General features: G+C 67.7%; 6 protein-coding genes. 5 read left to right on the top strand and 1 reads right to left on the bottom strand.

Going from position 1 to position 25,460, the window contains the following annotated elements:
* Positions 1-211 precede the first annotated feature (211 nt).
* On the bottom strand, positions 212-1,141 hold the full coding sequence (locus tag NGM28_RS17160; protein ID WP_252090871.1) for an NAD-dependent epimerase/dehydratase family protein: 930 nt from the start codon (positions 1,139-1,141) through the stop codon (positions 212-214).
* Between the two features lie 650 nt (positions 1,142-1,791).
* On the opposite strand from NGM28_RS17160, the gene NGM28_RS17165 reads away from it, so the two are divergent.
* Genes NGM28_RS17165 through NGM28_RS17185 form a run of 5 tightly spaced genes read left to right on the top strand, consistent with a single transcriptional unit; the run spans position 1,792 to position 25,423 of the window.
* Positions 1,792-10,764 (top strand): non-ribosomal peptide synthetase, encoded by an 8,973-nt coding sequence (locus NGM28_RS17165; protein ID WP_252090872.1) that lies wholly within the window; start codon positions 1,792-1,794, stop codon positions 10,762-10,764.
* A complete protein-coding gene (locus NGM28_RS17170; RefSeq protein WP_252090873.1) occupies positions 10,761-14,876 on the top strand; it encodes a non-ribosomal peptide synthetase in 4,116 nt (1,371 codons plus the stop codon). Before NGM28_RS17165 ends, NGM28_RS17170 begins: the two co-directional genes overlap by 4 nt.
* Positions 14,876-23,908: a non-ribosomal peptide synthetase gene (locus tag NGM28_RS17175; RefSeq protein WP_252090874.1), complete on the top strand. Its 9,033-nt coding sequence runs from the start codon at positions 14,876-14,878 to the stop codon at positions 23,906-23,908. Before NGM28_RS17170 ends, NGM28_RS17175 begins: the two co-directional genes overlap by 1 nt.
* Positions 23,898-24,572 carry a hypothetical protein gene (locus NGM28_RS17180; RefSeq protein WP_252090875.1) on the top strand — a complete coding sequence of 225 codons (675 nt, stop codon included), beginning with the start codon at positions 23,898-23,900 and terminating at the stop codon, positions 24,570-24,572. The genes NGM28_RS17175 and NGM28_RS17180 overlap by 11 nt, the downstream gene beginning before the upstream one ends.
* Positions 24,554-25,423, top strand: coding sequence for a TauD/TfdA dioxygenase family protein (locus tag NGM28_RS17185; RefSeq protein WP_240062805.1), 870 nt, complete (start codon positions 24,554-24,556; stop codon positions 25,421-25,423). Before NGM28_RS17180 ends, NGM28_RS17185 begins: the two co-directional genes overlap by 19 nt.
* Positions 25,424-25,460: the final 37 nt, after the last annotated feature.

The following is a 25,460-nucleotide window of genomic DNA, read 5'->3' on the forward strand; positions in this document are numbered from 1 at the left end:
ATGCGTGGAGAAAGCAAGGTTGTCTGAAGGGGTGAGGCGATCATGGGATCGAGCGCCGCTCACGCGGCGCATCGCGGATGAATCCGCTCCTACAGGTTTGTTTCGGGCCAATCATGCCTGGAAGGGCAACCATGGATGTAATCCGCGATGCGCCGCGCGGGCGGCGCTCGATCTTCAGAACACTGCAATTCACCCGCCGAACCCTCAATGATCAAGAAATATTCCCGGCCAGAACCTGCTCCAGCCCACGCCGATAGCTTGTCACTTCAAACGCCGGAAAACGCTCGCTGAACTTCGATGAATCGAACAGGTTGTCATGCCCATAGCGCGGCAGCAGCTCCCGCAGCTCGCGGACCTGCCGGGAAACCAGCCCGGCAGCGGTCAACGTCCATTTGCCCAGCACCTTGTACGAGAGGTCCTTGCCGCAGATCTCGCCAGCTAGCGCCACGAGCTGGCGATAGGTCAGGCGATTGTCGTCGCAGGGCAGGTGCCAGGTGCTGCCATAGGCATCCTCTGCATTGCCCAGCGCCGCCAGCGCACGACTGGCGTCGGGCGTCCAGATGAGCGTGCGCCGGGTGTCGTCGCGCACCGGCACGCGGGGCACCTTGCCGGCCTTGATGTTGTCCAGCACCAGGGTGTTGGTGATGCTCTGGGTCTTGCCGGGCCCGTAGAACTCCGGTGCCCGGCCAATGAGCACCGGGATCTCGCCACGGGCCATTTCCTCAAGCACCAGGGTCGCCATCGCCGCGCGCACCTGGCCCTTGCGCCCGACCGGCGCGAACGCCGTGTCCTCGGTGAGCAGGCGGTCATCTTGCGGGTACATGTAGGTGTTGTCGAAGTAGACGAACCGGGCGTTGGCCGCCCGGGCCGCGTCGAGGGCATGGCGCAGCATGACCGGGAACTGCGTTTCCCAGAGCGCGGTGTCCGGTGGCAAGCCTGCGGTGAAATAGACAGTGCTGCTGCCCTTGACGGCATTGACGGTCTGTTGGACGTCCAGCAAATCAGCTGCCACCAGGGTGTCGGTGGCGTTGACCTTGCGCGGGTTGCGGCTGACCAGGCGCAGGTCTTGGGTGTAGTGGGCGGCCAACTCGCGCGCCAGCTCCACGGCAATCTGGCCGGTCGCGCCCAGGATGGTTTGCATACGGTGTCCTTCGATCTGTCAGGAAGGTGGGAAAGAGCTTAGTTGCCAGTGGTGAATGGCAGTGCTCGGACGAGACCTTAACTTTAAAGTCCGCTTTAAGGTCAAGGGGCGCAGCGATTACTTCATGTTTTGGTTTAAGTTACGAAATAAAAATAATATATATCAATGGCTTAATATCTAAACATCATGCTCTTTCGATGTGATGGATCAGGCTGGGACATCCAGACGAAGCCCATAAAGTTTTTCTTTTTGTTGCCTTGCCGCCGACCCTCGTGGTTATCATCCGCCAGCGCTGGCGCCAGCAGCCCGGTGCGTAATGGAATGCCGACAGCCCACAGGCCATCGGCACCGCAGCCGAAGGGACCACCCAGGCTCAACGCTCGTGGCCCTTCCACGCCCCCCATAAGGATGGTGAGGTTTCAATGGGTCTCGCAGTTTGGAATCGTCGATGTGGCGGGCCGCTTGCCCGCTGTCGCCAGTCTTCCCCACACGTGCGTTGCCACCTGGCCGCACGACGCCCCGCCCACCGCTCCCGCCTGGCCCTCGGTGCGTCTTCCCCCTGATCGCCCCCGATTGATCGATCCTTGACTGGCAGGACGCCCGTCGCCCTGCGCGCATCACCAGAACAATAATCACGGACGGTAGCCTCGATGCTCGACACTTCTTCCTCGCGCGCCAACGCCTGCGCGCAGCCCGCTGTATTACCCGCGAACTGGCACCACGACACGCCGTTCGATACTTCCGTGTGCGTGCACGCTTTGTTCGAAGCCCAGGTACGGCGGGCTCCAGGTGCCATCGCCGCGCGTTTCGGTGAGCAATCGCTGGGGTATGGCGAACTCAACGCCCAGGCCAACCGCCTGGCCCATTACCTGCGCACGCTCGGCGTCGGGCCGGATGTGCGGGTCGGGCTGTGCCTGGCGCGTTCACTGGACATGCTGGTGGCCGTGCTCGCCGTGCTCAAGGCCGGTGGCGCCTATGTGCCGCTGGACCCTGGCTACCCACGGGCGCGCCTGGCGCACATGCTCGCCGACAGCGCCCCGGCGGTGCTGCTCAGCCATGGCCCTGCACGGGCGGCACTGGACGGCCTGTCGCTGGCCCCCGTGGTGCTCGACCTCGACGACACCGTGGCCTGGGCCGACCAGCCAGCCCATGATCTTGACCCACAGGCAATCGGGCTGACGCCCCGCCACCTGGCCTATGTGATCTATACCTCCGGCTCCACCGGCACGCCCAAGGGGGTGATGGTCGAGCACCGCGGCCTGGTCGCCCTCAGCGCGGCCTGGGCACGCTTGTACCCGTTGCAGGCGCCGCTCAACCACCTGCAGATGGCCGGCTTCTCGTTCGACGTGTTCAGCGCCGACCTGATCCGCGCCCTGGGCTTTGGCGGCACCCTGGTGTTGTGCCCGCGCGACACGCTGATGGACCCGCCCGCGCTGTACCGGTTGCTGTGCGAAGCCGAAGTGGGCTTCTGCGACTTCGTGCCGGCGGTGCTCAACCCGCTGCTGGACTGGGCCGAGGCCAATGGCCGGGACCTGGCGTTCCTGCGCACGGTGGTGTGCGGCTCGGATGTCTGGACCGCTCACAGTGCCCGCCAATTGCGTCGCCTGTGCGGCGAGCGGGTGCAAGTCGTGCAGGCCTACGGTGTCACCGAGGCGAGCATCGACAGTACCTGCCACGAGGTGCCTGCCGAGGTGGCCGAGGGGTCGTTGCCCATCGGTCGACCGCTGGCGAATTGCCGCGTCTACTTGCTCGATGCCCAGGGCGAGGCGAGCGAGGAGGGTGAGCTGTACCTCGGTGGCGTCGGCGTTGCCCGCGGCTACCTGAACCTGCCGCAACTGACTGCCGAGCGCTTTGTCGATAGTCCCTTCGTCGCCGGTGAGCGCCTGTACCGCACCGGCGACCTCGCGCGCCTGCGCGCCGACGGCCAGCTCGAATTCCTCGGGCGCAACGACCACCAGGCCAAGCTGCGTGGCCTGCGCCTTGAATTGGGCGAGATCGAGACGCGCCTGGCAGAGATCGCCGGGGTTCGGGAAAGCCTCGTGCAGTTGCGCCAGGACATACCGGGCGAGTCACGTCTGGTGGCCTACTACGCTCAGCACGCGGGGGCTGCGCTGACCCCGGCCGGGCTGCGCCAGCAGTTGCGTACGCACCTGCCGGACTACATGGTGCCGAGCGCTTTTGTGCAATTGCCCGCCTTGCCGTTGACCGCCAATGGCAAGTACGACCGCAACGACTTGCCCGCGCCGGATGCCAGCGCCTTCGCGCAACGCGACTACCAGGCCCCGCAAGGCGTGCTGGAGAGCATCTTGGCGGCGATCTGGAGCGAGGTGCTGGGGATCGCGCCCATCGGTCGTGAAGATCACTTCTTCACCCTGGGTGGTCACTCGCTGCTGGTCATGCGGGTGCTGGCCAGAGTGCGCCAGGACCTGGCCCTGGAAGCGTCACCCTCGGCACTGTTCGAAAGCCCGCGGCTCATGGATTTCGCCCTGAGGCTGCAGGCCAGCCAGGACGAATGGCGCCTGCCGATCACCAGCGTCGAACGAACCGCTGCGCAAACGTTGTCGTCTGCCCAGCAGCGGCTGTGGTTCCTGGCGCAGATGGAGGGGGGCAACGCCGCCTACCACATGCCGCTGAACCTGCGCCTGCGGGGGCGCTTGCAGGTGCCGGCACTGGCCGCCAGCCTGGACAAACTGGTGGCACGGCATGAAGCGCTGCGTACCACCTTCAACAGTGTCGAAGGCGAAGGCCGCCAGTGTGTTGGTGCCCCTGACCAGGGAATGGCGTTCACCCAGGTCGACCTTCAGGGCTTGCCCGCTGCCTCGGCACGTCTTGAAGCCTTGATCGAGGAGGAGGGCGCGCGGCCATTCGACCTGACCGAGGGGCCATTGATGCGCGCCTGCCTGGTGCGTCTGGCGCAGGACGAGCATGTGTTGTTGCTGACCCAGCACCACATCATCTCCGACGGTTGGTCGGTCGGGGTTTTCACCCGCGATCTGGAAGCGCTGTACAGCGCCGCGCTGCAGGGCCAGGAAGCTGACCTGCCGGCGCTGCCGGTGCAATACGTCGACTACACCGCCTGGCATCGCCAATGGCTGAGCGGCGAACGCCTCGAGGCGCAGCGCCGCTACTGGCGCCAGGCGTTGGAGGGGGCGCCGCCGCTGCTGACGCTGGCGACCGACCACCCGCGCCCGGCCGTCCAGGACTATCGCGGCGGCTTCGTGCCGCTGGTGCTGGACCAGGCCTTGACCACACGCCTGAAGGCCCTGTGCGGCGCCCACGACACCACGCTGTTCATGGCCTTGCTGGGCGCCTGGTCACTGCTGCTGATGCGCCTGTCCGGGCAGGACGACGTGGTGATCGGCGTGCCCTCGGCCAACCGCCCGGACCCGGCGCTGGACGGGCTGATCGGTTTCTTCGTCAACACCCTGGCCCTGCGCATGACCCGCACGGGAGCACCGACGCTGGCCGAATGGCTGCATCAGGCGCGCCAGGTGACGTTGCACGCCCAAGCCCATCAGGACTTGCCGTTCGAGCAGGTGGTGGAGCTGCTGAACCCGCCACGCAGCCTGGCCTACAGCCCGCTGTTCCAGGTGCTGTTCGCCTGGGAGCAGGACCAGGGCCAGACCCTGGCCTTGCCCGGGCTGGAAATCACGCCGATGCGCGCTAGCCAGCACGTGGCCAAGTTCGACCTGCAACTGGCGCTGAGCGAACGCGATGGGCAGATCGTCGGTGGGCTGGAATACGCCTGCGGGCTGTTCGAACGCGCCACCGTGGCGCGCATTGGCGAGTACCTGCGCCATCTGCTGGAGGGGATGGTCGGTGCCCCAGGGCAGTCGATCGCCACGCTCGAACTGCTGGACGCGCAGGAACGCGTGCAGGTGCTGGACACCTGGAACCACACGGCCCGCAATACAGCCAGCCAGCCTGGCTGCATGGCGCGCCTGGAGGCTGTCGCCCGGCGCATGCCGGATGCCGCGGCGCTGATCGCAGGCGGCCAGGCCCTGAGCTATGCCGAGCTGAACCGTGCGGTCAACCGCCTGGCCCATCATCTGGTCGCCCTGGGCATCGGCCCCGAACAGCGGGTGGGCCTGTGCCTGGAGCGCTCGGCGCACATGGTCGTCGGCCTGCTGGCCATCCTCAAGGCTGGCGCCGCCTATGTGCCGTTCGACCCGGCGTACCCGGCCGAGCGCCTGGCCTTCATGCTTGCCGACGCCGCGCCAAGCCTGCTGCTGACCCAGGCCTCGCTGCGCCCGGGCCTGCCGCCAGCGGTCGACCTGCTGTGCCTGGACAGCGACGCGGCACGCTGGGCCGACTGCCCGGACAACGACCCGCAGGTGGCGGTGAACCCCGCGAACCTCGGCTACGTGCTCTACACCTCAGGCTCAACCGGCCGCCCCAAGGGCGTGGCCCACAGCCGTCGTGCCCTGGACAACCTGATCGCCTGGCAGTTGGACGAGGCGCCCACGGCGTGCCGCGTGCTGCAATTCGCCTCGCTGAACTTCGACGTGTCGTTCCAGGAAATCTGCAGCACCCTATGCCAAGGTGGCACCTTGCAACTGATGAGTGAGGCCGGGCGCAAGGACCTCGCCACCCTGCGCCCGACCCTGGTGGCCCAGGGCGTGGGACGCGCCTTCCTGCCGTTCGCCGTGCTGCAACAGCTGGCCGCCGTGACCGAGCCCGACGCGCCGATGCCGTCCGGTGGCTGCGAGATCGTCACCGCTGGCGAGGCGCTGCAGGTCAACGATGCGCTGCGTACGTTCGTTCGCGGCCTGGGCGGCGCAAGCCTGCGCAACCAATACGGGCCGACCGAGACCCACGTGGCCAGCCAGTTCAGCCTCGATTGTGCTGACGCCGAACACTGGCCGGAACTACCCCCCATCGGCAAGCCGATCGCCAATGCGCGGCTCTATGTGCTGGATAGCGACCTCAACCCACAGCCGGTGGGCGTGCCAGGCGAGCTGTACATCGCCGGCGACTGCCTGGCCCGTGGCTATCTCAATCGGGCGCCCCTGAGCGCCGAACGCTTCCTGCCCGACCCGTTCAGCCCCGAGCCGGGGGCACGCATGTACCGCAGCGGCGACCTGGCCCGGCTGCAAGCCGATGGCAACCTGCAGTACCTGGGGCGCGTGGACCAGCAGGTCAAGCTGCGCGGTTTCCGAGTCGAGTTGGGCGAGATCGACAGCCTGTTGCGCCAGCAGCCAGGCGTGCAGGATGTCGCCGTGTTGCTGCGCGAGGACGTTGCCGGCGACCCACGGCTGGTGGCCTACGTGGTGGGCACTGGCGAAGCGCAAACCCTGCGCGCGGCACTGCAGCGCCAACTGCCCGAGCACATGCTGCCCACTGCCTGGATCAGCCTCGCGCAGCTGCCGCTGACCCGCAACGGCAAGCTGGATCGCCAGGCCCTGCCAGCGCCCGAGCGGAGCGGTACGGCGGACTATGAAGCACCGCGTGACGAAATCGAACGGCGCATGGCGCAGGTCTGGGCCGAAGTGCTCAAGTGCGAGCGGGTCGGCATCCGCGACAACTTCTTCGACCTGGGCGGCCACTCGCTGCTGGCCACGCGCCTGGTCTACGCGATCAACCAGCGGCTGGGTGCGCAGTTGTCGCTGAGCAGCTTGTTCCAGGCGCCAGTGCTGATGGACCTGGCCGCGCAGGTCACGGCGATGGAGCAGGGGCAAGCCGAGCCGCAGGTCCAGGCCCTGCAAACCGACCCAGCCGGGCGCCACGCGCCGTTCCCGCTGACCGACATCCAGCAGGCCTACTGGTTCGGCCGCGAGGCCAGCATCAGCCTCGGCGGTGTCAGCGCCCATGGCTATGAAGAGTGGCGCATCCCCGACTTCGACGTGCCTCGCTTCGAGGCCGCGCTGAACCGCATGATCCGTCGCCACGACATGCTGCGCGTGGTGTTCCTGGACGACGGCACCCAGCAGGTGCTGGAGCAGGTGCCGGCCTACCATCTGACCCGCAGTGACCTGCGCGAAATGAATGCCGAGCAGGCCCGGGAGGCCCTGCTGGCCACCCGCGCGCGCCAGTCGCACCAGGTGCTCGACGCCAGCCGCTGGCCGCTGTTCGACTTCTGCGTATCGCTGCTGGACAACGGCATCAGCCACCTGCACATCAGCCTCGACGCCCTGGTGGTCGATGCCGCCAGCACACAGATTCTCGCCCGCGAACTGATGGCTTGTTACGCCACGCCTGATCTGCAACTGCCGGAACCCGGCGTGACCTTCCGCGACTATGTGCTTGCCGAGCGCCACCTGCGCGGTGGCCAACGCTATGAGCGCGCCCTGGACTACTGGCGCGGGCGCCTCGAGAACCTGGCCCCGGCCCCGGACCTGCCGCGGGTGTGCCAACCGGAAAGCATCGCCAACCCGCACTTCACTCGCCGCGACCGCGAGATACCGGCGATACAGTGGGCCCAGCTCAAGGCCATGGCCCGGCAGTTTGGCGTCACTCCGTCGGTGATGCTGCTCACCGCGTTCAGCGAAGTCCTGGCGCTATGGAGCCGCCAACCGCGTTTCACCCTGAGCCTGCCGCTGTTCAACCGTCTGCCGCTGCATCCGCAGGTCGATGCGATCATCGGCGACTTCACCTCCCTGGTGCTGCTGGAGGTGGCCATCGATGGCAACGCCAGCTTCACCGAGAAGGCCCGCGCCGTGCAGGCGCGCCTATGGCAGGACATCGACCATTCGGTGGTCAGCGGTGTGCGTGTGCTGCGCGAGCTGTCCCAGGCCCGTGGCGTGCAGCAGACGGCGATGCCGATCGTGTTCAACAGCACCTTGTCGGAAGCGGCGCCTGAGCTGGCCGAGTTCAACCTGGGCGACGCCCTGGGCGCGACGCTGGAACACAGCATCACCCAGACCCCGCATGTGTGGCTCGACCACACCCTGCTCGAGCTTGAAGGCCGCCTGCTGTTCAACTGGGACAGCATCGACGCGCTGTTCCCCGAGGGCATGATCGGGCAGATGTTCGCTGCCTATAACGCAGTACTCGACCGTCTGCTCGCACCCGAGGCCTGGGCTGCCAGTACGCCACAGTTGCTACCGCAGGCATGCCTGTCACAAGCGCCGCCGACGCCACACGACCTGCCGCTGATGCACGAGCTGTTCGAGCGCCAGGCCTTGGCCTTGCCACAGGCCGTCGCGGTGCTGGGAGTCCGGGAGCTGAGCTACGGCCAGTTGCGCCAGGAGGCTCGGCAGTTGGCCGCTCAACTGCAGGCCCGTGGCGTGCAGCCCAACCGACTGGTCGCGGTGGTGATGGAGCGTGGCTGGGAACAGGTGGTGGCGACGCTGGCGATCCTCTATGCCGGCGGCGCCTACCTGCCCATCGACCCGAACTTGCCCACCACGCGCCTGCAGCACATTCTCGAACGCGCCGAGGCCACCCTGGCGCTGACCCAGCCGTGCCTGCTGGCGCGGGTGGCATGGCCGGCGCAGGTCACCGCCCTGGCAATCACCGACCAGCCCGGCAGCGAGGTCGAAGCGCTGCGTGAAGTGCAGGTGCGGCCCGATGACCTGGCCTACGTGATCTACACCTCCGGCTCCACCGGCACGCCCAAGGGCGTGGTGATCGACCACCAGGGCGCGGTCAACACCTTGCTCGACATCAACCGCCGCTTCGCCGTGGGCCCACGGGACCGGGTGCTGGCGATCTCGTCGCTGAGCTTCGACCTGTCGGTGTACGACTTTTTCGGCACCCTGGCGGCGGGCGCCGCGGTGGTCATGCTCGAGCCGCAACTGAGCCTGGACCCGGCGCACTGGGCCGGGTTGATCGAACGCCACCAGGTGAGCGTATGGAACTCGGTGCCGGCCCTGCTGGGCATGCTGGTCGAGTACCTGGAGGGCGAGGGCAGGGCGCTGCCGGCAAGCCTGCGCCTGGCCATGCTGTCCGGCGACTGGATCCCGCTGGCGTTGCCCGAGCGTGCCTGGGCACTGCGCCCGGGTCTGCAACTGATGAGCCTGGGCGGGGCCACCGAGGCGTCGATCTGGTCGATCGGCTACCCGATCACCCAGGTCGACCCGGCCTGGCGCAGCATCCCCTATGGCCAGGCGCTGGACCACCAATGCTTCCATGTGCTGGACGACGCGCTGCAAGTGCGCCCGACCTGGGTCACCGGCCACCTGTACATCGGCGGTATCGGCCTGGCCAAGGGCTACTGGCGCGACGAGGCGCTGAGTGCCAGGAGCTTCTTCGATCACCCGCTGACCGGCGAGCGCCTGTACCGTACCGGCGACCTGGGGCGCCTGCTGCCGGATGGCAACATCGAGTTCCTTGGCCGCGACGACAACCAGGTCAAGGTCCAGGGCTACCGCATCGAACTGGGCGAGATCGAGGCGGTGCTCAACCGCCACCCGGGCGTGCACAGCGCGGTGGTGCGCATCCTCGGCGAGGCCCAGGCGCAGAAGCGCCTGGCCGGCTATGTGCTCAAGGCCGACCCGGTGCTGCAGGCCGGCGACTTCGCCAGCTACCTGGCCGACAAGCTGCCGGCGTACATGGTGCCGTCGTCGTTCACCTTCGTGGAGGCCTGGCCGCTGTCGGCCAATGGCAAGGTCGACAAGAGCCGGCTGCCCGAACCCGATCAGCTGCAAACCGACGGCCTGGTACTGGAGGTCAACGGGCCACAGGAGCAGCGCCTGGTGGCGATCGTCCAGCAGGTGCTGGGCCAGCCGGGCATCGCCGCCGACGCCAACCTGCTGAGCCTCGGCGCCACGTCCATCGATATCGTGCGCATCAGCAACGCGCTGTCGAGCGAACTGCACTTCCGTCCCCACGTGGCGCACCTGCTGGCGCAGCCGACCCTGCTCAACCTGCTCGCGCTGTATCGCCAGCGTGCGCCGCGCCAGGAAATGCCAGGCACAAGCGTCGACGAGGTGCTGGAAGACCCGCAGCGGCGCGCAGCTTTCAAGGCCGAGCAGCGCGCAAGACGGCGCTTCGCCAACGACACGCCGCAGGTGGCCCTGGCGCTGCCTGACGATCCGGCCTTCGCCCAGCGCTACCGCGACTACCGTTCGGTGCGCCAGTATCGGGAGCAACCCATTGCCGCGCAGGCGTTCGCCGAGCTCCTGGCGGTGCTGGCCCAGGGGCAGCTGGCCGGCGAGGCGAAGTACCTGTTCCCGTCGGCGGGTGGCGCCTACCCGTTGCAGACCTACCTCTACATCAAGCCCGGGCGGGTGCTCGGGGTGCCGGGCGGCGCCTACTACCACGACCCGGTGGGGCATCGCCTGGTGGCCGTGGGCGAGGGCGTGCTCGACCCGGACACCTACGACTACTTCGTCAATCGCCCGGTATACGAAGGTGCGGCGTTCGCGCTGTTCTTCGTCGCCGACCTGGCGGCGATCCGTCCGTTGTACGGCGAGGGGAGCCACGACTTCTGCCTGATCGAGGCGGGGGCGATGGCGCAACTGCTGACCATGGCTGCCGCCGACCAAGGATTGGGCCTGTGTGGCGTCGGTTCGGTGGAGCCCCGACAGCTGGTTGCGCTGTTCGACCTGGGCGCCAGCCATGCGCTGGTGTACTCGATGGTCGGCGGATTGCGTGGGGGAGACGCGCCGCATCGCACACAGCCGGAAGCGCTGGCAGTCACGCCGCAGGACGACACTGACATGGAGGAATTCGAAGTATGAACGCCCATCAACTGCTGGCGTTTTTCGATCGCCATGGCGTGGCCCTCGAGGTGGACGGCGACAAGCTGCGCTGCAAGGCGCCCAAGGGCTTTCTCGACGAGGCCCTGATGCAGGCCCTCAAGACCCACAAGCAGGCGCTGATCGCCTTGCTCGCCCGGCCTGACGACAGCGCGCCGATCCCATGTCGTTCGCACGGGCAGGTAGACTGCCCCTTGTCGTTCTCGCAGCGCCAGTTGTGGTTCCTCGACCAGCTGGAACCGGGCAATCCGTTCTACAACGTGCCCTCGGCGCTCACACTCAAGGGGCAGCTGGATGTGGCCGTGCTGGAGCGGGCGCTCAATTTGCTGGTCGAGCGCCATGCCATGCTGCGCACCACCTTCGTCAACGTCGACGGCGAGCCGCGCCAGGTGGTGCATGCGAGCAGGCCGCTGGCCCTGGCCGTGCTGGATCTGCGCGACCTGCCCGAGACCGCGCGCCAGGCCCGCCTGGCCGAAGCGGTCGAGGCCGACGCCCGCGCACCGTTCGACCTGGTGAACGGCCCGTTGCTGCGGGCGATGCTGGTGCGCCTGGCCGATGATGAGTATGTGTGGCTGTACAGCGTGCACCATATCGTCGCCGATGGCTGGTCGATGGGCGTGATCCTGCACGAAGTCGCCACTCTCTATGGCGACCTGCTGGGCGGCCGCGCCCCAAGCCTTGCGCCGCTGGCGGTGCAGTATGCCGACTACGCCTGCTGGCAACGGCAGCACCTGGACGACCAGACGTTGCAGGGCCAGCTCGACTACTGGCGGCGCACCCTGGCCGACGCGCCGCCACTGCTGGACATGCCTGTCGACCGCCCGCGCCCGCCGGTGCAGCGTTTTGTCGGCGCCACGTTCAGTTCGACGGTGGATGGCGGAACCCTGGCGGAGCTCAATGCCCTGGCCCGACAGACCCAGGGCACGCTGTTCAATGTGCTGCTCGCCGCCCTGGACGTGCTGCTGTGGCGCTACAGTGGCCAGCGCGACCTGTGCGTGGGCACGCCGTTCGCCAACCGGGGCAGGGCAGAGCTGGAGCCGTTGATCGGCCACTTCATCAACACCCTGGTGATCCGCCAGCAGCTCGACCCGGCGCAGACGTTCGCCGAACTGCTGCGTGAAGTCCGCGCGAACATGCTGGAGGTCCACGCGCACCATGACGTGCCGTTCGATCGCGTGGTCGAGGCGCTGAACCCGCCTCGCGACCCCGGCCATTCGCCGCTGTTCCAGGTGATGATGGTGCTGCAGAACACCCCGGGCGCCGCAGTCGCCATGCCGGGCCTGGCGCTTTCACCTCATGGCACCGGCAGCGCCACGGCCAAGTTCGACCTGGCGTTCGAATGGGTCGAGCGCGACGGTGCGTTGCACCTGCTGGTCGAATACAACACCGACCTGTTCGACCGCGCGACCATCGAGCGCCTGAGCCATCACTACCGCCATCTGCTCGCCCAGGTGGTCGCCGAGCCCAAGCGGTCGCTGCATGAGTTGCCGCTGATGGACGAGCGCGAGCGCAGGCAGGTGTTGCATGCCTGGAACTCGTCTACCGCCTTGCAGGCACCGATCGACTGTGTGCACCGCCTGGTCGAAGCGCAAGCCGCACGCACTCCTCAGGCCTGTGCCGTTACGTTCGAGGATCGGCGGCTGAGCTATGCCGAACTCGATGCCCAGGCCAACCGCCTGGCCCGCCACCTGCGCACCCTGGGCGTCGGCCCGGACGTGCGCGTGGCCGTCTGCGTGGAGCGCTCGCTGGAGCTGCCGGTGGCGCTGCTGGCGGTGCTCAAGGCCGGTGGCGCCTACGTGCCGCTGGACCCGGACTATCCGGTCGGGCGCCTGGGCCACATGCTCGGTGACAGCACGCCCGCCGTGCTGCTGACCTTGGGCCCGGCCCAGGGCATCGTACGCCAAGCCATGCAAAGCGTGGGCTGGGAAGCACCGATGCTCGACTTGCAGGCCGACGCGGCCAGTTGGGGGCACCTGGCCAGTAACAACCTGGCCCCCCATGAAGTGGGTGTGACGCCCGAGCACCTCGCCTATGTGATCTACACCTCCGGTACCACCGGCCTGCCCAAGGGCGTGATGGTCGCGCACCGTGGCCTGGGCAACCTGCTGTTGTGGTGCCTCGGTGTCTGCGGCGAGGCCGGGGCGATGCTGCACAAGATCCCGTTCGGCTTCGATGCCTCGGCCTGGGAGACCTTCTGGCCACTGGCGACCGGCGGGCGGCTGGTCATTGCCCGGCCCGGTGGGCATTTCGAGCCGGGCTACCTGGCGAACGTGGTGCGCGAGCAGCAGGTCACGGCAATGGTCTTCGTGCCGGCGATGCTGCAACTGTTCCTGGAAACGGAGGCGGTCAGCCAATGCCACAGCCTCAAGGACGTATTCTGCGGTGGCGGCGAGCTGTCGCCGGCCCTGGCGCGGCTGTTCCAGGCACGCCTGCCCCAGGCGCGGCTGCACAACGTCTACGGCCCCACCGAAACCACGGTCATCAACAGTATCTGGACCCTGGCGCCGGGCGACGAGGTACCCGCGTTGCGCCTGCCGATCGGCCGACCGATCGCCAACAACCGTTTCCACGTGCTCGATGATTTTGATGCCCCGGTGCCAGCCGGTGTCACCGGCCACCTGCATATCGGTGGCGTGGGCGTGGCCCGCGGCTACCTGGGGCTGCCGGCGCTGAGCGCCGAGCGCTTCATCGACAACCCGTTCGTGGCTGGTGATCGGCTGTACCGCAGCGGCGACCTGGCGCGCTACCGTGCCGACGGGCAGCTGGAGTTTCTTGGGCGCAACGACTTCCAGGTCAAGCTGCGCGGCGTGCGTCTGGAACTCAGCGAGATCGAGGCCCGGCTGCTGGCCTTCCCCGGCATTGCTGCCAGCGTGGTGTTGATGCTCGGCGAAGAGGCCCAGCATCAGCGCCTGGTAGCCTGCTGCGTGGTGACCCAGGCGCCGGACGAACAGGCGGTGCGCGCGCACCTGGCCGAAACCCTGCCCAGCGCCGTGTTGCCCAATGCCTACCTGTGGCTCGACAGCCTGCCGCTGACTGCCAATGGCAAGGTCGACCGCCAAGCGCTGGCCGTGCGCGCCGACCACGACCTGGCGGCGCGCCAGGTCAACTTGAGCAGCCCGCGCGACCACATCGAGCTGACCCTCTACCAGATCTGGAAAAGCCTGCTGCTGGCCCCGCACATTGGTATCCGCGACAACTTCTTCGCCGTGGGCGGCACGTCCATCGCCGCGATCAAGATGGCCTACCAGATCGGCCAGGCTTTCGCTGTCGAAGTGCCGGCGCGGGTGGTGCTGGGCCACCCGACCATCGAGGCGCTGGGCGGCTGGCTGCGGGCAGGGGCCAACCCCCACCAGGAGAACAGCAACCTCATTACCTTCCGGTCAGGGGACGGCCAGCGCAATGTGGTGTGCATCCACCCGGCCGGCGGCACCGCGTTCTGCTACCTGTCGCTGGCCAAGGTGCTGCCCGAGGCGGTCGGCGTGTACGGCGTGCAGTCACCGGGGCTCAACCCGGGGGAGGCCACCGAGCCCACGGTCGAGGCAATGGCCGAGGCGTACCTGCGGCTGATCGAGCCGCTGCTGGAGCGGCCACTGGTGCTTACCGGGCTGTCGTTCGGCGGCCTGGTGGCCTACGAGATGGCCCGGCGCCTGCGGGCGACCGGGCGCGGGTACGTCAGCGTGGTGCTGCTCGACACCCAGGGCTCGGATGACCCGGCCTTCCGCGCGCAGATCAGCACGGTCGACATGGCAGAGTTCCGCGACAAGCTGGTGCGCTTCAACGGCATGTACCCCGGTATCGAGGATGCCCAGGTCGAACGCTACTACCACCTGTACAACCACAACCGCCTGGCCATGGCGGCCTATGCCTGCCCACCAGGAGGCGGCCGGGTGGTGCTGGTGCAGGCCAGGGAAGACTTGGCACGCGGCCAATTGCGCGCGCTGCGCGGGTTCTGGCGCCGTCGCGCTGGGGCTGGCTACCTGGCCACGCTGGTGCAGGGCGGCCACTGGGACATGCTGGAAAGCACCGAAATTCATCGTGTTTCACGGACGATCCAGCGCGAACTGCGACGTTTCGCTGCCCAGGAGGGGAAATGATGAGCGTGCTCCAGGAAACCGTGCTCGCACGCTTTGCCGCCCAGGTGCGGCGAGACCCGCAAGCCCTGGCGGTGATCGACCAGCAGGTGCGCCTCAGCTACGCCGAACTGGCCAGTGCCAGCGAGCGCATCGCCCACGGCTTGAAAGCGCAAGGGCTGTTACCGGGCCAGGCGTTGGCGCTGTACCTGCCCCGCGGCTGGCAGTGGGCCGCGGCACTGCTCGGGGCGCTCAAGGCCGGGGCCGTGGTGATGCCGCTGGACAGGGCCAGCCCCGCCGAACGCCGCGCGCTGATGCTCGCCGATGCTGACTGTGCGGGGGTGTTGAGCCTCGCCGATGCGCCACAAGGGCTGCCCGGCCCGTGGGAAGCCAGCGTCGAGACCTTGCTGGACCACCCGGACGAACCCGCACAGCCGCTGGCTGGGGCCTTCGCCGAGGTCATGTGCCTGTTCTACACCTCCGGCACCACCGGTGTGCCCAAGGGCGTGGAAGTGGGCGAGCGCGGCTTGCTGCGCCTGGCGCAGGCCGGCAGCTACATCGACATCCGACAGGGTGATCGCTTTGCCTGCCTGTCGAATCCGGCCTTCGATGCCTGCAGCTTCGAACTGTGGGCACCCTTGCTCAATGGCGGCTGTTGCGTGATGGTCGCCGATGACGACCTGCTCGACGCCCGGCGCCTGGCCCAGGTACTGGAAACGCAGCGGGTCGACACCCTGTTCATCACGGTGTCGCTGTTCAATACCCTGAATGCACAATACCCGGCCTGCTTCGCCAACCTGCGCCAGGTACTGACCGGCGGCGAACAGGTCAGCCCCGTGGCGGTGCGGGCCTGGTACCAGGCCAACCCAGACAGCGCCTGCCGCCTGTTCAATGTCTACGGCCCCACCGAATGCACCACCTTCGCCCTGTGCCACCCCATTGCGCGGGACTTCGCCGCTGACACCGTGCCCATCGGCCAGCCCTTGCCGGACACCGGCATGCGCGTGCTCGACGCACAGCAGCAGCCGGTGGCACCGGGAGAGATCGGCGAGCTGTACCTGTGCGGCAGTGGCGTGGCCCTTGGCTACCGCAACCGCCTCGAAGAGACTGCCCGTTGCTTCGTGCGCCTGCCTGCGCTCGACGGTGGCGCAGAGGTGCATTACCGCACCGGAGATCTGGTCCGGGTCAATCCCGAAGGGCAGGTGGAGTGCCTGGGGCGGGTCGACCGGCAGGTCAAGGTGCGTGGCTTCCGTATCGAACCGGGCGAGGTGGAACAGTGCCTGCTCGAACACTCCCAGGTGGCCCAAGCCTATGTCTGCAGCCGCAGGCAAACTGCCGAGGACCACCAGTTGCTGGCCTTCGTCGTGCTGCGCGAAGAGCTGGACTATCGCGAGTTCGACGCCTACCTGCGTGCCCGCCTGGCGCCCTGGATGCGCCCGCACCATCTGTTCCAGGTGCCGCGCCTGCCGCTGACGGCCAACGGCAAGATCGACCAGGGTCGTTTGCTTGCGCAGGCCACCGCACCGTGGAGGCCGGCAATCGAGCAGGGCGAGCACTCGCCAGCCTTGACCTGGCTGCTGGAGCAAGCGCGTGCGCTGCTTGGGCAACCTGCGATCGGTAGCCAGGACGACTGGCTGGGCAGCGGTGGTGATTCGCTGAAAGCCATGCGCCTGCGTTCGGCGATTCGTGGCCGCTGGGAGCAGGAGGTCAGCATCGCGACATTGCTCGCCGAGCCGTTCGTGGCGCTGGCCGAGCGTCTTGAACAGGGGCAGGGCGCAAGCTCGGACTATCCACCGGTTCCGGCGCCGTCGAGCGCACTGCGTGGGCCCGCCAGCGCCGAGCAGCGCCGCCTGTGGCTGGAGCAACAGCGCGCCCCCGGCTCGACCGCCTACAGCGTGCCCTTGGTGCTGCACCTGGCGGCAGGCGCGGACCCACAGGCACTGGCCGAAGCGCTGCGCCGCCTGGTGGCACGCCATCCAGCCTTGCGCAGCGCCTTCGTGGCAGGCAACGACGGCCCGGAGCAGGTGGTTACCGAACAGGCGGCGGTATGCCGGGTACTGGCACCGGGGGCGTTGCACCAGGACAGCTGGCAGGCCTTCGCCAGCCTGGTGTTCGACGAACCGTTCGACCTGGCCAGCCCGACCCTGCTGCGCGCTTGGGTGGCGCCGCACACTGACGGTAGCTGCCGATTGCTGCTGAACCTGCACCATATCGTCACCGACGGTTGGTCGATGAACCTGCTGTTCGAAGACCTGGCCGGCCTGTATCAGGATGCCCTGCAAGGTTGTGAACGCGCCGCCCCGATGCAGGTGTTGAGCACATTGGATTTCGCCCAGTGGCAGCGGCAATGGAGCGTCACCCCGCATTATCGGGAGCAGCGCCGTACTCTGGCAGCACTGCACGCACGCCACGGTGAGGCGACGCCGGCCCGGCAGGCCATGGGTCCGGCCAGCAGCGAAGGGCGGTTGTACCGTCAGCCCCTGGGCGAGCGGCGCAGCGCCGCGCTCGAGCGCTTCTGCGCCCAGCAGCGCTTGACCCGCTTTGAGGTGCTGTTCAGCGTCTTCGCCTGGAGCCTGCACGCCTTGGTCGGTTGTGATCGCCCGCGGATCGCCAGCCCCGTGGCCAACCGGCCGCTGGCTGAGTTCGAGGCCTGCGTGGGCATGTTCGCCAACACGCTGCTGATCCCGACCGATTTGCGCGGCGCGCAATCACTCGGCGAGCAGCTGCGCCGGCAAACCGCCACCGTGCGTGAGGTGCTGGCCTTGCAGGACGTAGCCCTGGCCGATCTGGTCGAGGACCTGCGACTGTCCACCGGCCAGGCGTTGTTCGACTACCTCTTCGTGCTGGAGAACACCGACTACGCCAGGCTCGCCGACGCTCCGCTGCGGGCCACCCTGGAGCCGCACCCGGCACCCCAGGCCAAGTGCCCGTTGACCCTGCTGGTGGTCGGCGGCGACGGGCCGCTGGCGTGCTGGTGGGAGTATCAGTGCAGCCATTTCGATGCCCGGCAGGTGGCCGCGTTGGATGACCTGATGCACCGAGGCCTGGACCTGCTGCTGGAGAACCCGCAGGCGCCCCTGGACGCACTGGTGGCGCCTTACCGCCTGGGCCTGCCGCCGGCCAGCGAAGGCGCCATGCTGCCATTGCCGTTCGCCACGGTGGCCGACTGGTTCGAGCATCAGGTGCACGAAACACCCAATGCCACGGCGCTGGTGGCCGGCCAGCAGCGCTTGAGTTACGCCGAGCTGGATGCGCTGGCCGATACCTTGGCCGCGACCTTGTCCAGCCAACACAGACTTGATGGCGCGTCGAACATGGTGGTGTTCCTGGCGCCGTCGGTGGAGCATGTGGTCGCCTTGCTGGCCCTGGCCAAGCTCAATGTCACCGCCGTGCCGCTGGACCCGAACTATCCTGTGGCGGTGCAACGCCAGGTACTGGCCCAGGCTTGTCCGCGCTGCGTGTTGTTCAGCAGTGCCACCGAGGCTGCCCTGGAAGCGCTGGGTGTCGAGGCGTTCGCCCGCCATCGGGTCAACCTGCAGGCCGCGCCCCGGGACTTGCAACGGCCCCGGCACAATGGCGAGCAGCCGCTGTACACACTGTTCACTTCGGGTTCGACCGGTACGCCCAAAGGCGTGCAGGTGTCTGACCGCACCTTGTGCAACTTGCTGCACTGGCAGCGCAACGCCGGGCAGTTGCCGGCGCGCTCGGTGACCTTGCAATTCTCCATGCTGTCGTTCGACGTGGCGTTCCAGGAGTTGTTCGGCACCCTGTGCGGCGGCGGTTGCTACCACTTGATCGAACCCCGCTGGCGGCAGGACGCCCAGGCGCTGCTGGCCTACATCCAGCAAGCAGGCATCGAGCGGCTGTATCTGCCATTCGTGGCCTTGCAGCACCTGGCACAGACTGCCGTGGCCCAAGGTAGCCACCCCCAGACCCTGCGCGAGGTGATTACCGCCGGTGAGCAGTTGCTGTGCACCGAGGCATTGCGGACCTGGTTCAGCGGCATGCCTGAAGCACGCCTGTTCAACCACTATGGGCCGACTGAAACCCACGTGGTCTGCGCCTATCGGCTGCCGCCGCAGGTGCGTGACTGGCCGCTGCGCGCGCCCATCGGCCAGGCCATCGACAACGCCCGCTTGCTGCTGGTCGACACCCAGGACCACCCCGTACCCACGGGCACCCAAGGCTACCTGTTGGTGGCTGGTGCAATGGTCACGCGTTGCTACCTGGGGGAGACGACGCTCAATTGCGAACGTTTCGTCGAACTGCCACAGGCCGACGGCCGCCGCTGCCTGTACTACCGCACCGGCGACCTGGCGTGGGTCGATGCCCAGGGTTGCCTGCACTATGTGGGCCGTGATGACCAGCAGGTCAAGCTCAGCGGCCATCGCCTGGAGCTTGGGCAGGTCGAGGCGGCGTTGATGGGGCTGGAGGCCGTGGCCAACGCCGTGGTGACCGTGCAAGGCGAACCTGCGCGGCTGACGGCGTACTTGCAGCTGACCGGCACGACGCCTTCGGTACAAGACCTCGACCGCCTGGTGGCGCGGCAGTTGCCGGCCCATGTGCGCATCGACCAGTACCGACGCCTCGACACCTGGCCACGTACCCCCAGCGGCAAGATCGACCGCAAGGCACTGGCCGGGCAGGGCGAGGTGCTGAAGCGTCAGCATACGGTGGCGGCCACCCTGAATCCTTTGGAAAACCAGCTGGCCACGCTGTTCCGCGAGGTGATCGGTCACGCTATCGAACCCGAGCAGACCTTCTTCGAAGCTGGCGCCACCAGTTTGGGCTTGATGCGCCTGCATACGCGCTACACCCAGGCCTTGCCCCATGCACCGAGCATGGCCGACCTGTTCGAGCATGTGACGATCCGCCGGCTGGCGGCGCACCTGGGCCGTCCCGAGGGCGCGCCAGTGCGCCGCGGGCAGCCTGGCGAGGCTGGCGAACCGGCGATGGCGATCATCGGGATGGCGGTCAACGTGGCCGGCGCTCGCGATCTTGGCGAGTTCTGGGCGATGGTCCAGGGTAACGCGCTGGGCATCGAGCACTTCGAGGCCGCCGAAGGCCTGGTCGGCGCCCGCAGCCAATTGCAGGGCATGCTCGACTTCGACCCCGAGTACTTCGGCATCAGCCGCCAGGAAGCGCGGCTGATGGACCCTCAGCAACGCCACCTGCTGATGGCCTGCGTGCAGGCCCTGCAGCACGCCGCCATCGTGCCCTCGGCCGACGGGCCGCGCATCGGCCTGGTAGCCAGTTGCGGCGAGACCACCTATTTCCAGCAGATGCTGCGCGAATGCGGCGAGGGCGAACTGCCGGACGGCTTCCAGCTGGCCCTGCACCACGACAAGGACTTTCTTGCCACCAAGGCCGCCTACCACCTGGACCTCACCGGCCCGGCATTGAGCGTGCAGGCTGCCTGCGGCAGCTCGCTGATCGGCGTGCACCTGGCCTGCAACCTGCTGCGCCAGGGCGACAGCGAGGTGATGCTGGCGGCCGGCGTGCTGATCGACCCGACCCTCAGCGATGGCTACCGGCATCGCTCGCAGCACATCTTCTCCCGCGATGGGCTGTGCCGGCCGTTCAGCGAGGACGCCAGCGGTACCCTCGGCGCCAGTGGCTACGGTGTGGTGGTGCTCAAGCCCCTGGCCCGTGCCCAGGCCGACGGCGACCGCATCTACGCCGTGGTGGAAGGTTCGGCGCTGAACAACGATGGCCACGGCAAGATGAGCTACACCGCGCCGTCGGTGGCCGGGCAGGGCGCGGTGATCGCCCGGGCCTTGAGCAAGGCCGGGGTGACCGGTGCCGATATCGGCTATGTCGAGGCCCACGGCACCGGCACCTTGCTCGGCGATCCGATCGAGGTCGCCGCACTGACCCAGGCGTTTGGCGAGACGCCGGCAGGCAGCTGCGCCTTGGCCTCGGTTAAAAGCCAGATTGGCCACCTGGGCGCGGCGGCGGGGGTGGTCGGGTTGATCCGCGCCACCCTGGCGGTGTACCACGGGGTGATCCCGCCGAACCTGGGCTTCTCGCGCATCAACCCGCAGATCGACCTGGCACGCTCGCCGTTCCACATCCCGACTACGGCACGCCCTTGGCCTTCAGGGCGCCGACGTATGGCCGGGGTCAGCAGTTTCGGCATCGGCGGCACCAATGCCCATATGATCGTCGGCGCGGTGCAGGTCGCGGCGCAAAACCGCGATGATGTCGTGCCGCTGTTGCTGCTTTCGGCCCACAGCCGCACGGCACTGGAGCGCGATGTGGTGGCGGTTGGGGCTTGGCTGCAGACCAACCCCGAACACGTGCCCGCCGTGCTGAGCCACCTGCAGGCCGGACGTCGGCAGGCGCGCTGGCGTTTTGCGGTGCCCTACCGGGCAGGCGAGGATTTACCCTTGTCGGCCATTCGCGAGATCGCGCCGTCGCAGGTGCGCCTCAAGGCCAGCGAGCATTCGCCTCAGGCGCTGCTTGAGGCCTGGTACGACGGCGCGCATATCGAGTGGGCACACCGTTCGGCACCGCCGCCCTGGGACTTGCCGCCTTCGTCCTTCGACCTTGAAACCTACCGCTTCCAGCGCCTCGGCGTGCCCGAACGCAAACCGCTGGCCGACTGGTTCCACCAGCGGCAATGGCAGCGAGTGCGGCGCATGGCCGGCCCCGAGCCGCAGACGGTGGCTCGCCAGACCCTGGTGGTGTGCAGCCATGCGTCGGCCGACGAAACGCTGCTCGGTACGCTGGGGGCTGGCTACCAGCACGTGGTGCACGTGCGCGCAGGGGAAAGTTATCGCCAGCTTGCCGCGAACCACTTCGAGCTCGATGTGCTGGATGCCCAGGCGCTGGGACGTCTGCTCACTGAACTGCCGGGTGACCTGGACTGGTTGCACGCGTTGCCCCTGTCGGTGGACGGCGCGGTCGATGAGCGGAGCCTGGCGGCTGCGCGCTGGGCCTGCCTGGATACACCCAGCAGCCTGTTGCAGGCCTGGGGTCAGCAACCGCGAGACGCCAACCTGCGCTTGTGGGTGTTGTCTTGGCAGGCCTGCCCGGTACAGGGCACGGTGGCGCGGCCAGAACTGGCAGCGCTGGCGGGCGTGACCGAGGTGGTACCCCAGGAGTACCCGGTGCGCTGCCACTGGCTGGATTGCCCGAGCCCATCGCTGCTGGAGCATGCCAAGCCAATCGCCGCACTATTGGCCGAGCCTGATGCCTTGCCCCGGCGCATGGCCCTGCGCGACGGCTACCTGTGGCAACCGCGGCTGGTGCCAAGCCCACTGCCGTTGGCGGCACCGAACACCTTGCCAGAACACGGTACCTTCCTGATTCTCGGCGGCGGTGGCATCGGGCGCACCCTGTGCCAGCACCTGCTGCGCGCGCCAGGGCGGCGCGTGGTGCTGCTGTCGCGCTCGGCGACTTGGCCAGAGGCGTGGCAGGTGGACCGCGAGCGGGTCGAGTGGCTTGAGGCTGACCTCGCCGACCTGACGCGCTGGCCGCAGGTGCTCGAGCATCTGGCTCAACGGTACGAACGCTTCGATGGCGTGATCCATGCCGCAGGCGTCGGAGTCGGCAGCCTGATCCGCCAGCGCGACGCCGAGCGAATGGCGACCGCGATGGCCGCCAAGACCCGTGGCATGCTCGCTGTCGAGGCGCTGATCGCGCGGATGAATCCAGCCTTCGTGCTGTACTGCTCGTCCATGTCGGCGCTGTTCGGTGGTACCGGCCACCTGGACTATGCCGCTGCCAGCGGCGTGCTCGACGGCTTCACCCATTACCGCACGCCGGGTGACCAGGGCTGCCTGCGCCTGGGCATCAACTGGGATATCTGGCGCGAGATCGGCATGGCCACCGAGGCGACTGGCAATGATGCCGCGCACCAACAGCATCTGAACGTCGGGCTGTCGACACAGGAAGGCTGCGAGGTGTTCGACCGGGTCATGGCCGCGCAACTGCCTCAGGTACTGGTCTCGACCACGGCACTGGAGCATGCCCGACGCTTCTATCCCGTGCGCCATGGCGGCGTGGCAGCGCCGGTCGAGGTCCAGCCGAAAGCGGACGCTCTGCCTGCACGCCTGCGCGATTGCCTGTGCCAATGGTTGGGCGTGGACGCACTGGATGACGATGCCTCGCTGTATGACCTGGGCGCCGATTCGCTGACGCTGCTGGACCTGATCGACGAACTGCAGCGCGTCACGGGCGTGGTGGTGCAACTGTCGCAGTTCAGTCCCACGGTCAGCTTGCGTGAGGTGCTGGCATTGGTGGGCAATGACCCAGGTCAGGCCGAAAGCGTTGGCGACCCTTGGCACGAGGCGCTGCGAATCGACCCATGGCAGAAAGGCAACGGACGCCAGTGGTTGTATCTGATTCACCCGGTCGGCGGTGACGTCCAGGCCTACCGCGGACTGGCGGCGGCGCTGCACCCGGACCTCGAGGTGCGGGTGATCGCCGACCCGGTGCTGCATCAGCCCGAGCTGCCCAACATCTCCCTGGACGCGCGTGCCGCGTTGTACCTGGAAGCGATTCAGGCCGAACTGCCCGACGGCGCGAGCTGGCGGCTGGTCGGTTGGTCTTTCGGTGCCTGGGTGGCCCAGGCCATGTGCGTCTTGGCCCGCGATACCGGGTTCGAGCTGCCGACGCTGTACCTGATCGACCCACCTGCGCCCGACGCCGGGACCGAGTTGAAAGCGATCGACGAGGGGCAGATCCAGCGGGTGTTCGAACGAGAGTTCGCCTTGCGCAATGGCGCGGCGGACGGTGCGCGCTATCTGGAGCGCCTGGTGACCTGCTGTCGCAACAACCTGGCGAGCATGCTGGGGCATGTCCCCGGCGTGCTCGCCGACCCGACCGGGCAGCTGTTCATCGCCACCCAGCCCAACCCCTACGGCATCGGCAGTGGCTGGCAGGCGCAGGACCTGTGCCAGGCCTGGCAGGCGTTGCTGCCTGGCCTGCGCAACTGGGCGGCGCTGGATACCGACCACTACGGCATCGTCGCCGGTCCCTGGGCCCGTCAGATAGCCGAGGCAATCAATAGCGACCTGCTAGCACAGGAGGCGGGTGTCCATGGCGCGTGAGCCTGCAAAGGTGCCCGCGTGGCTGGGCCCGCTGTTACGGGGGCTGGAAACCGGCCCCTTGCCCCAGCCGTTGGACTGCGAGGCGTACTGGCGGCTGTTGCATTGCTGGCAAGCCGAGGTGGTGCTGCCGTTGCTCGCCCGGGCGTTGCCCGAACATGACCACGCCATGACCACATTGCGGCGCCTGCATCAACGCGCGAGCCTGGGCCTGCGTGGGCAGGTCGGTGAATGGCGGGCCGCACTCGGCCCGGTGCTGTTGCTGGTGTTTCGTCGGGCCTACGCCTTCGACTCGGCCTATACCCAGGCCTATGACAGCGCCCTGGACTACGGCCTGGCACCGTCCAACCAGGCGATGATCGCCGGGCAGTTCGGCGACGCCGAGGCCTTCGCCCGGCATTACGCGCAACTGAGCACCGAAGCCAACGCCCAGGCGTTCGCCACGGCCAACGCGGCGGCCAGCAGCACGCTCGTCGCCCACGCCTACGCCAGCGAGGACGAACAGGCTTGTGCCAGTGTTGTCGGCGCCTTGGCGAGGGCCTTCAGCTGGGCCTGCGCGAACTCCACGGAACAACGCGCCGCGGTGCGCGAACAACTGGCGGCCGGGTTGCAACACCTGGCCAGCGAACACCCATCAGGGAGGAAAGCATGGATCAACAGGCACTGAAGGCCATCGAACGTATCGCCGGCGCCCAGCGTGCGCCGTACCGCAGCATCAACGTGGGCCGACTCACGCCGGTCATCGGCGCCGAGATCGGCGGGGTCGACTTGTCGCGCCCCTTGGCGGCGGAGCAACTGGCAGAGATTCGCCGGGCCTTCCTGGAAAACCATGTGCTGGTGTTCCGCGACCAGCACCTGAGCGTCGAGCAGCACAAGGCCTTTGGGCGCCTGTTCGGTGAATTGCGGGCCTTGCCGCTGGATGACATCGACGGCGACGACCCCGAGCTGGTGGTGATCCGCGCCAATGCGCAGTCGCGCTTTGTCGCCGGTGAGACCTGGCACACCGACGGCACCGCCGACCTGGAGCCGTCCATGGGGTCGATGCTGTACGTGAAGGAAACCCCGGCCATCGGTACAGGTGGGGACACGTTGTTTGCCAACATGCACCTGGCGCTGGAGATGCTGTCGCCGGCGATGCAGGCGTTTCTCGGGACGCTGACGGCGATCCATGATGGCGAGATCCCGTGGAAGGGTTATACGCCGCCACCCGGCCTGCCCAAGACCGAGCATCCGGTGGTGGTGCGTCATCCCGAGACCGGGCGGCCATCGTTGTTCGTCAATTCGGGGTTCACCTCGCATATCGTGCAGTTGTCGGCGGGCGAGAGTCAGGTGCTCTTGAACCTGTTGTTCGACGTGGTGGCGCGTGAGCCGGTGTTGAGCTGCCGGGTGCGCTGGGCGCCGGGCACCCTGGTGTTCTGGGACAACCGGTGTACCCAGCACCATGCGGTTTGGGATTATTTTCCGCATTCGCGGTATGGGGAGCGGGTGACGATTCTTGGGGGGCGGCCGCAGGCTTGACGCGTGGTGGCGGACTCCAGGGTTTGCAGCGTTCTTG

It is taken from the genome of Pseudomonas sp. MWU13-3659 (assembly GCF_023757525.1).
GTDB classification, from domain to species: Bacteria; Pseudomonadota; Gammaproteobacteria; order Pseudomonadales; family Pseudomonadaceae; genus Aquipseudomonas; species Aquipseudomonas entomophila_E.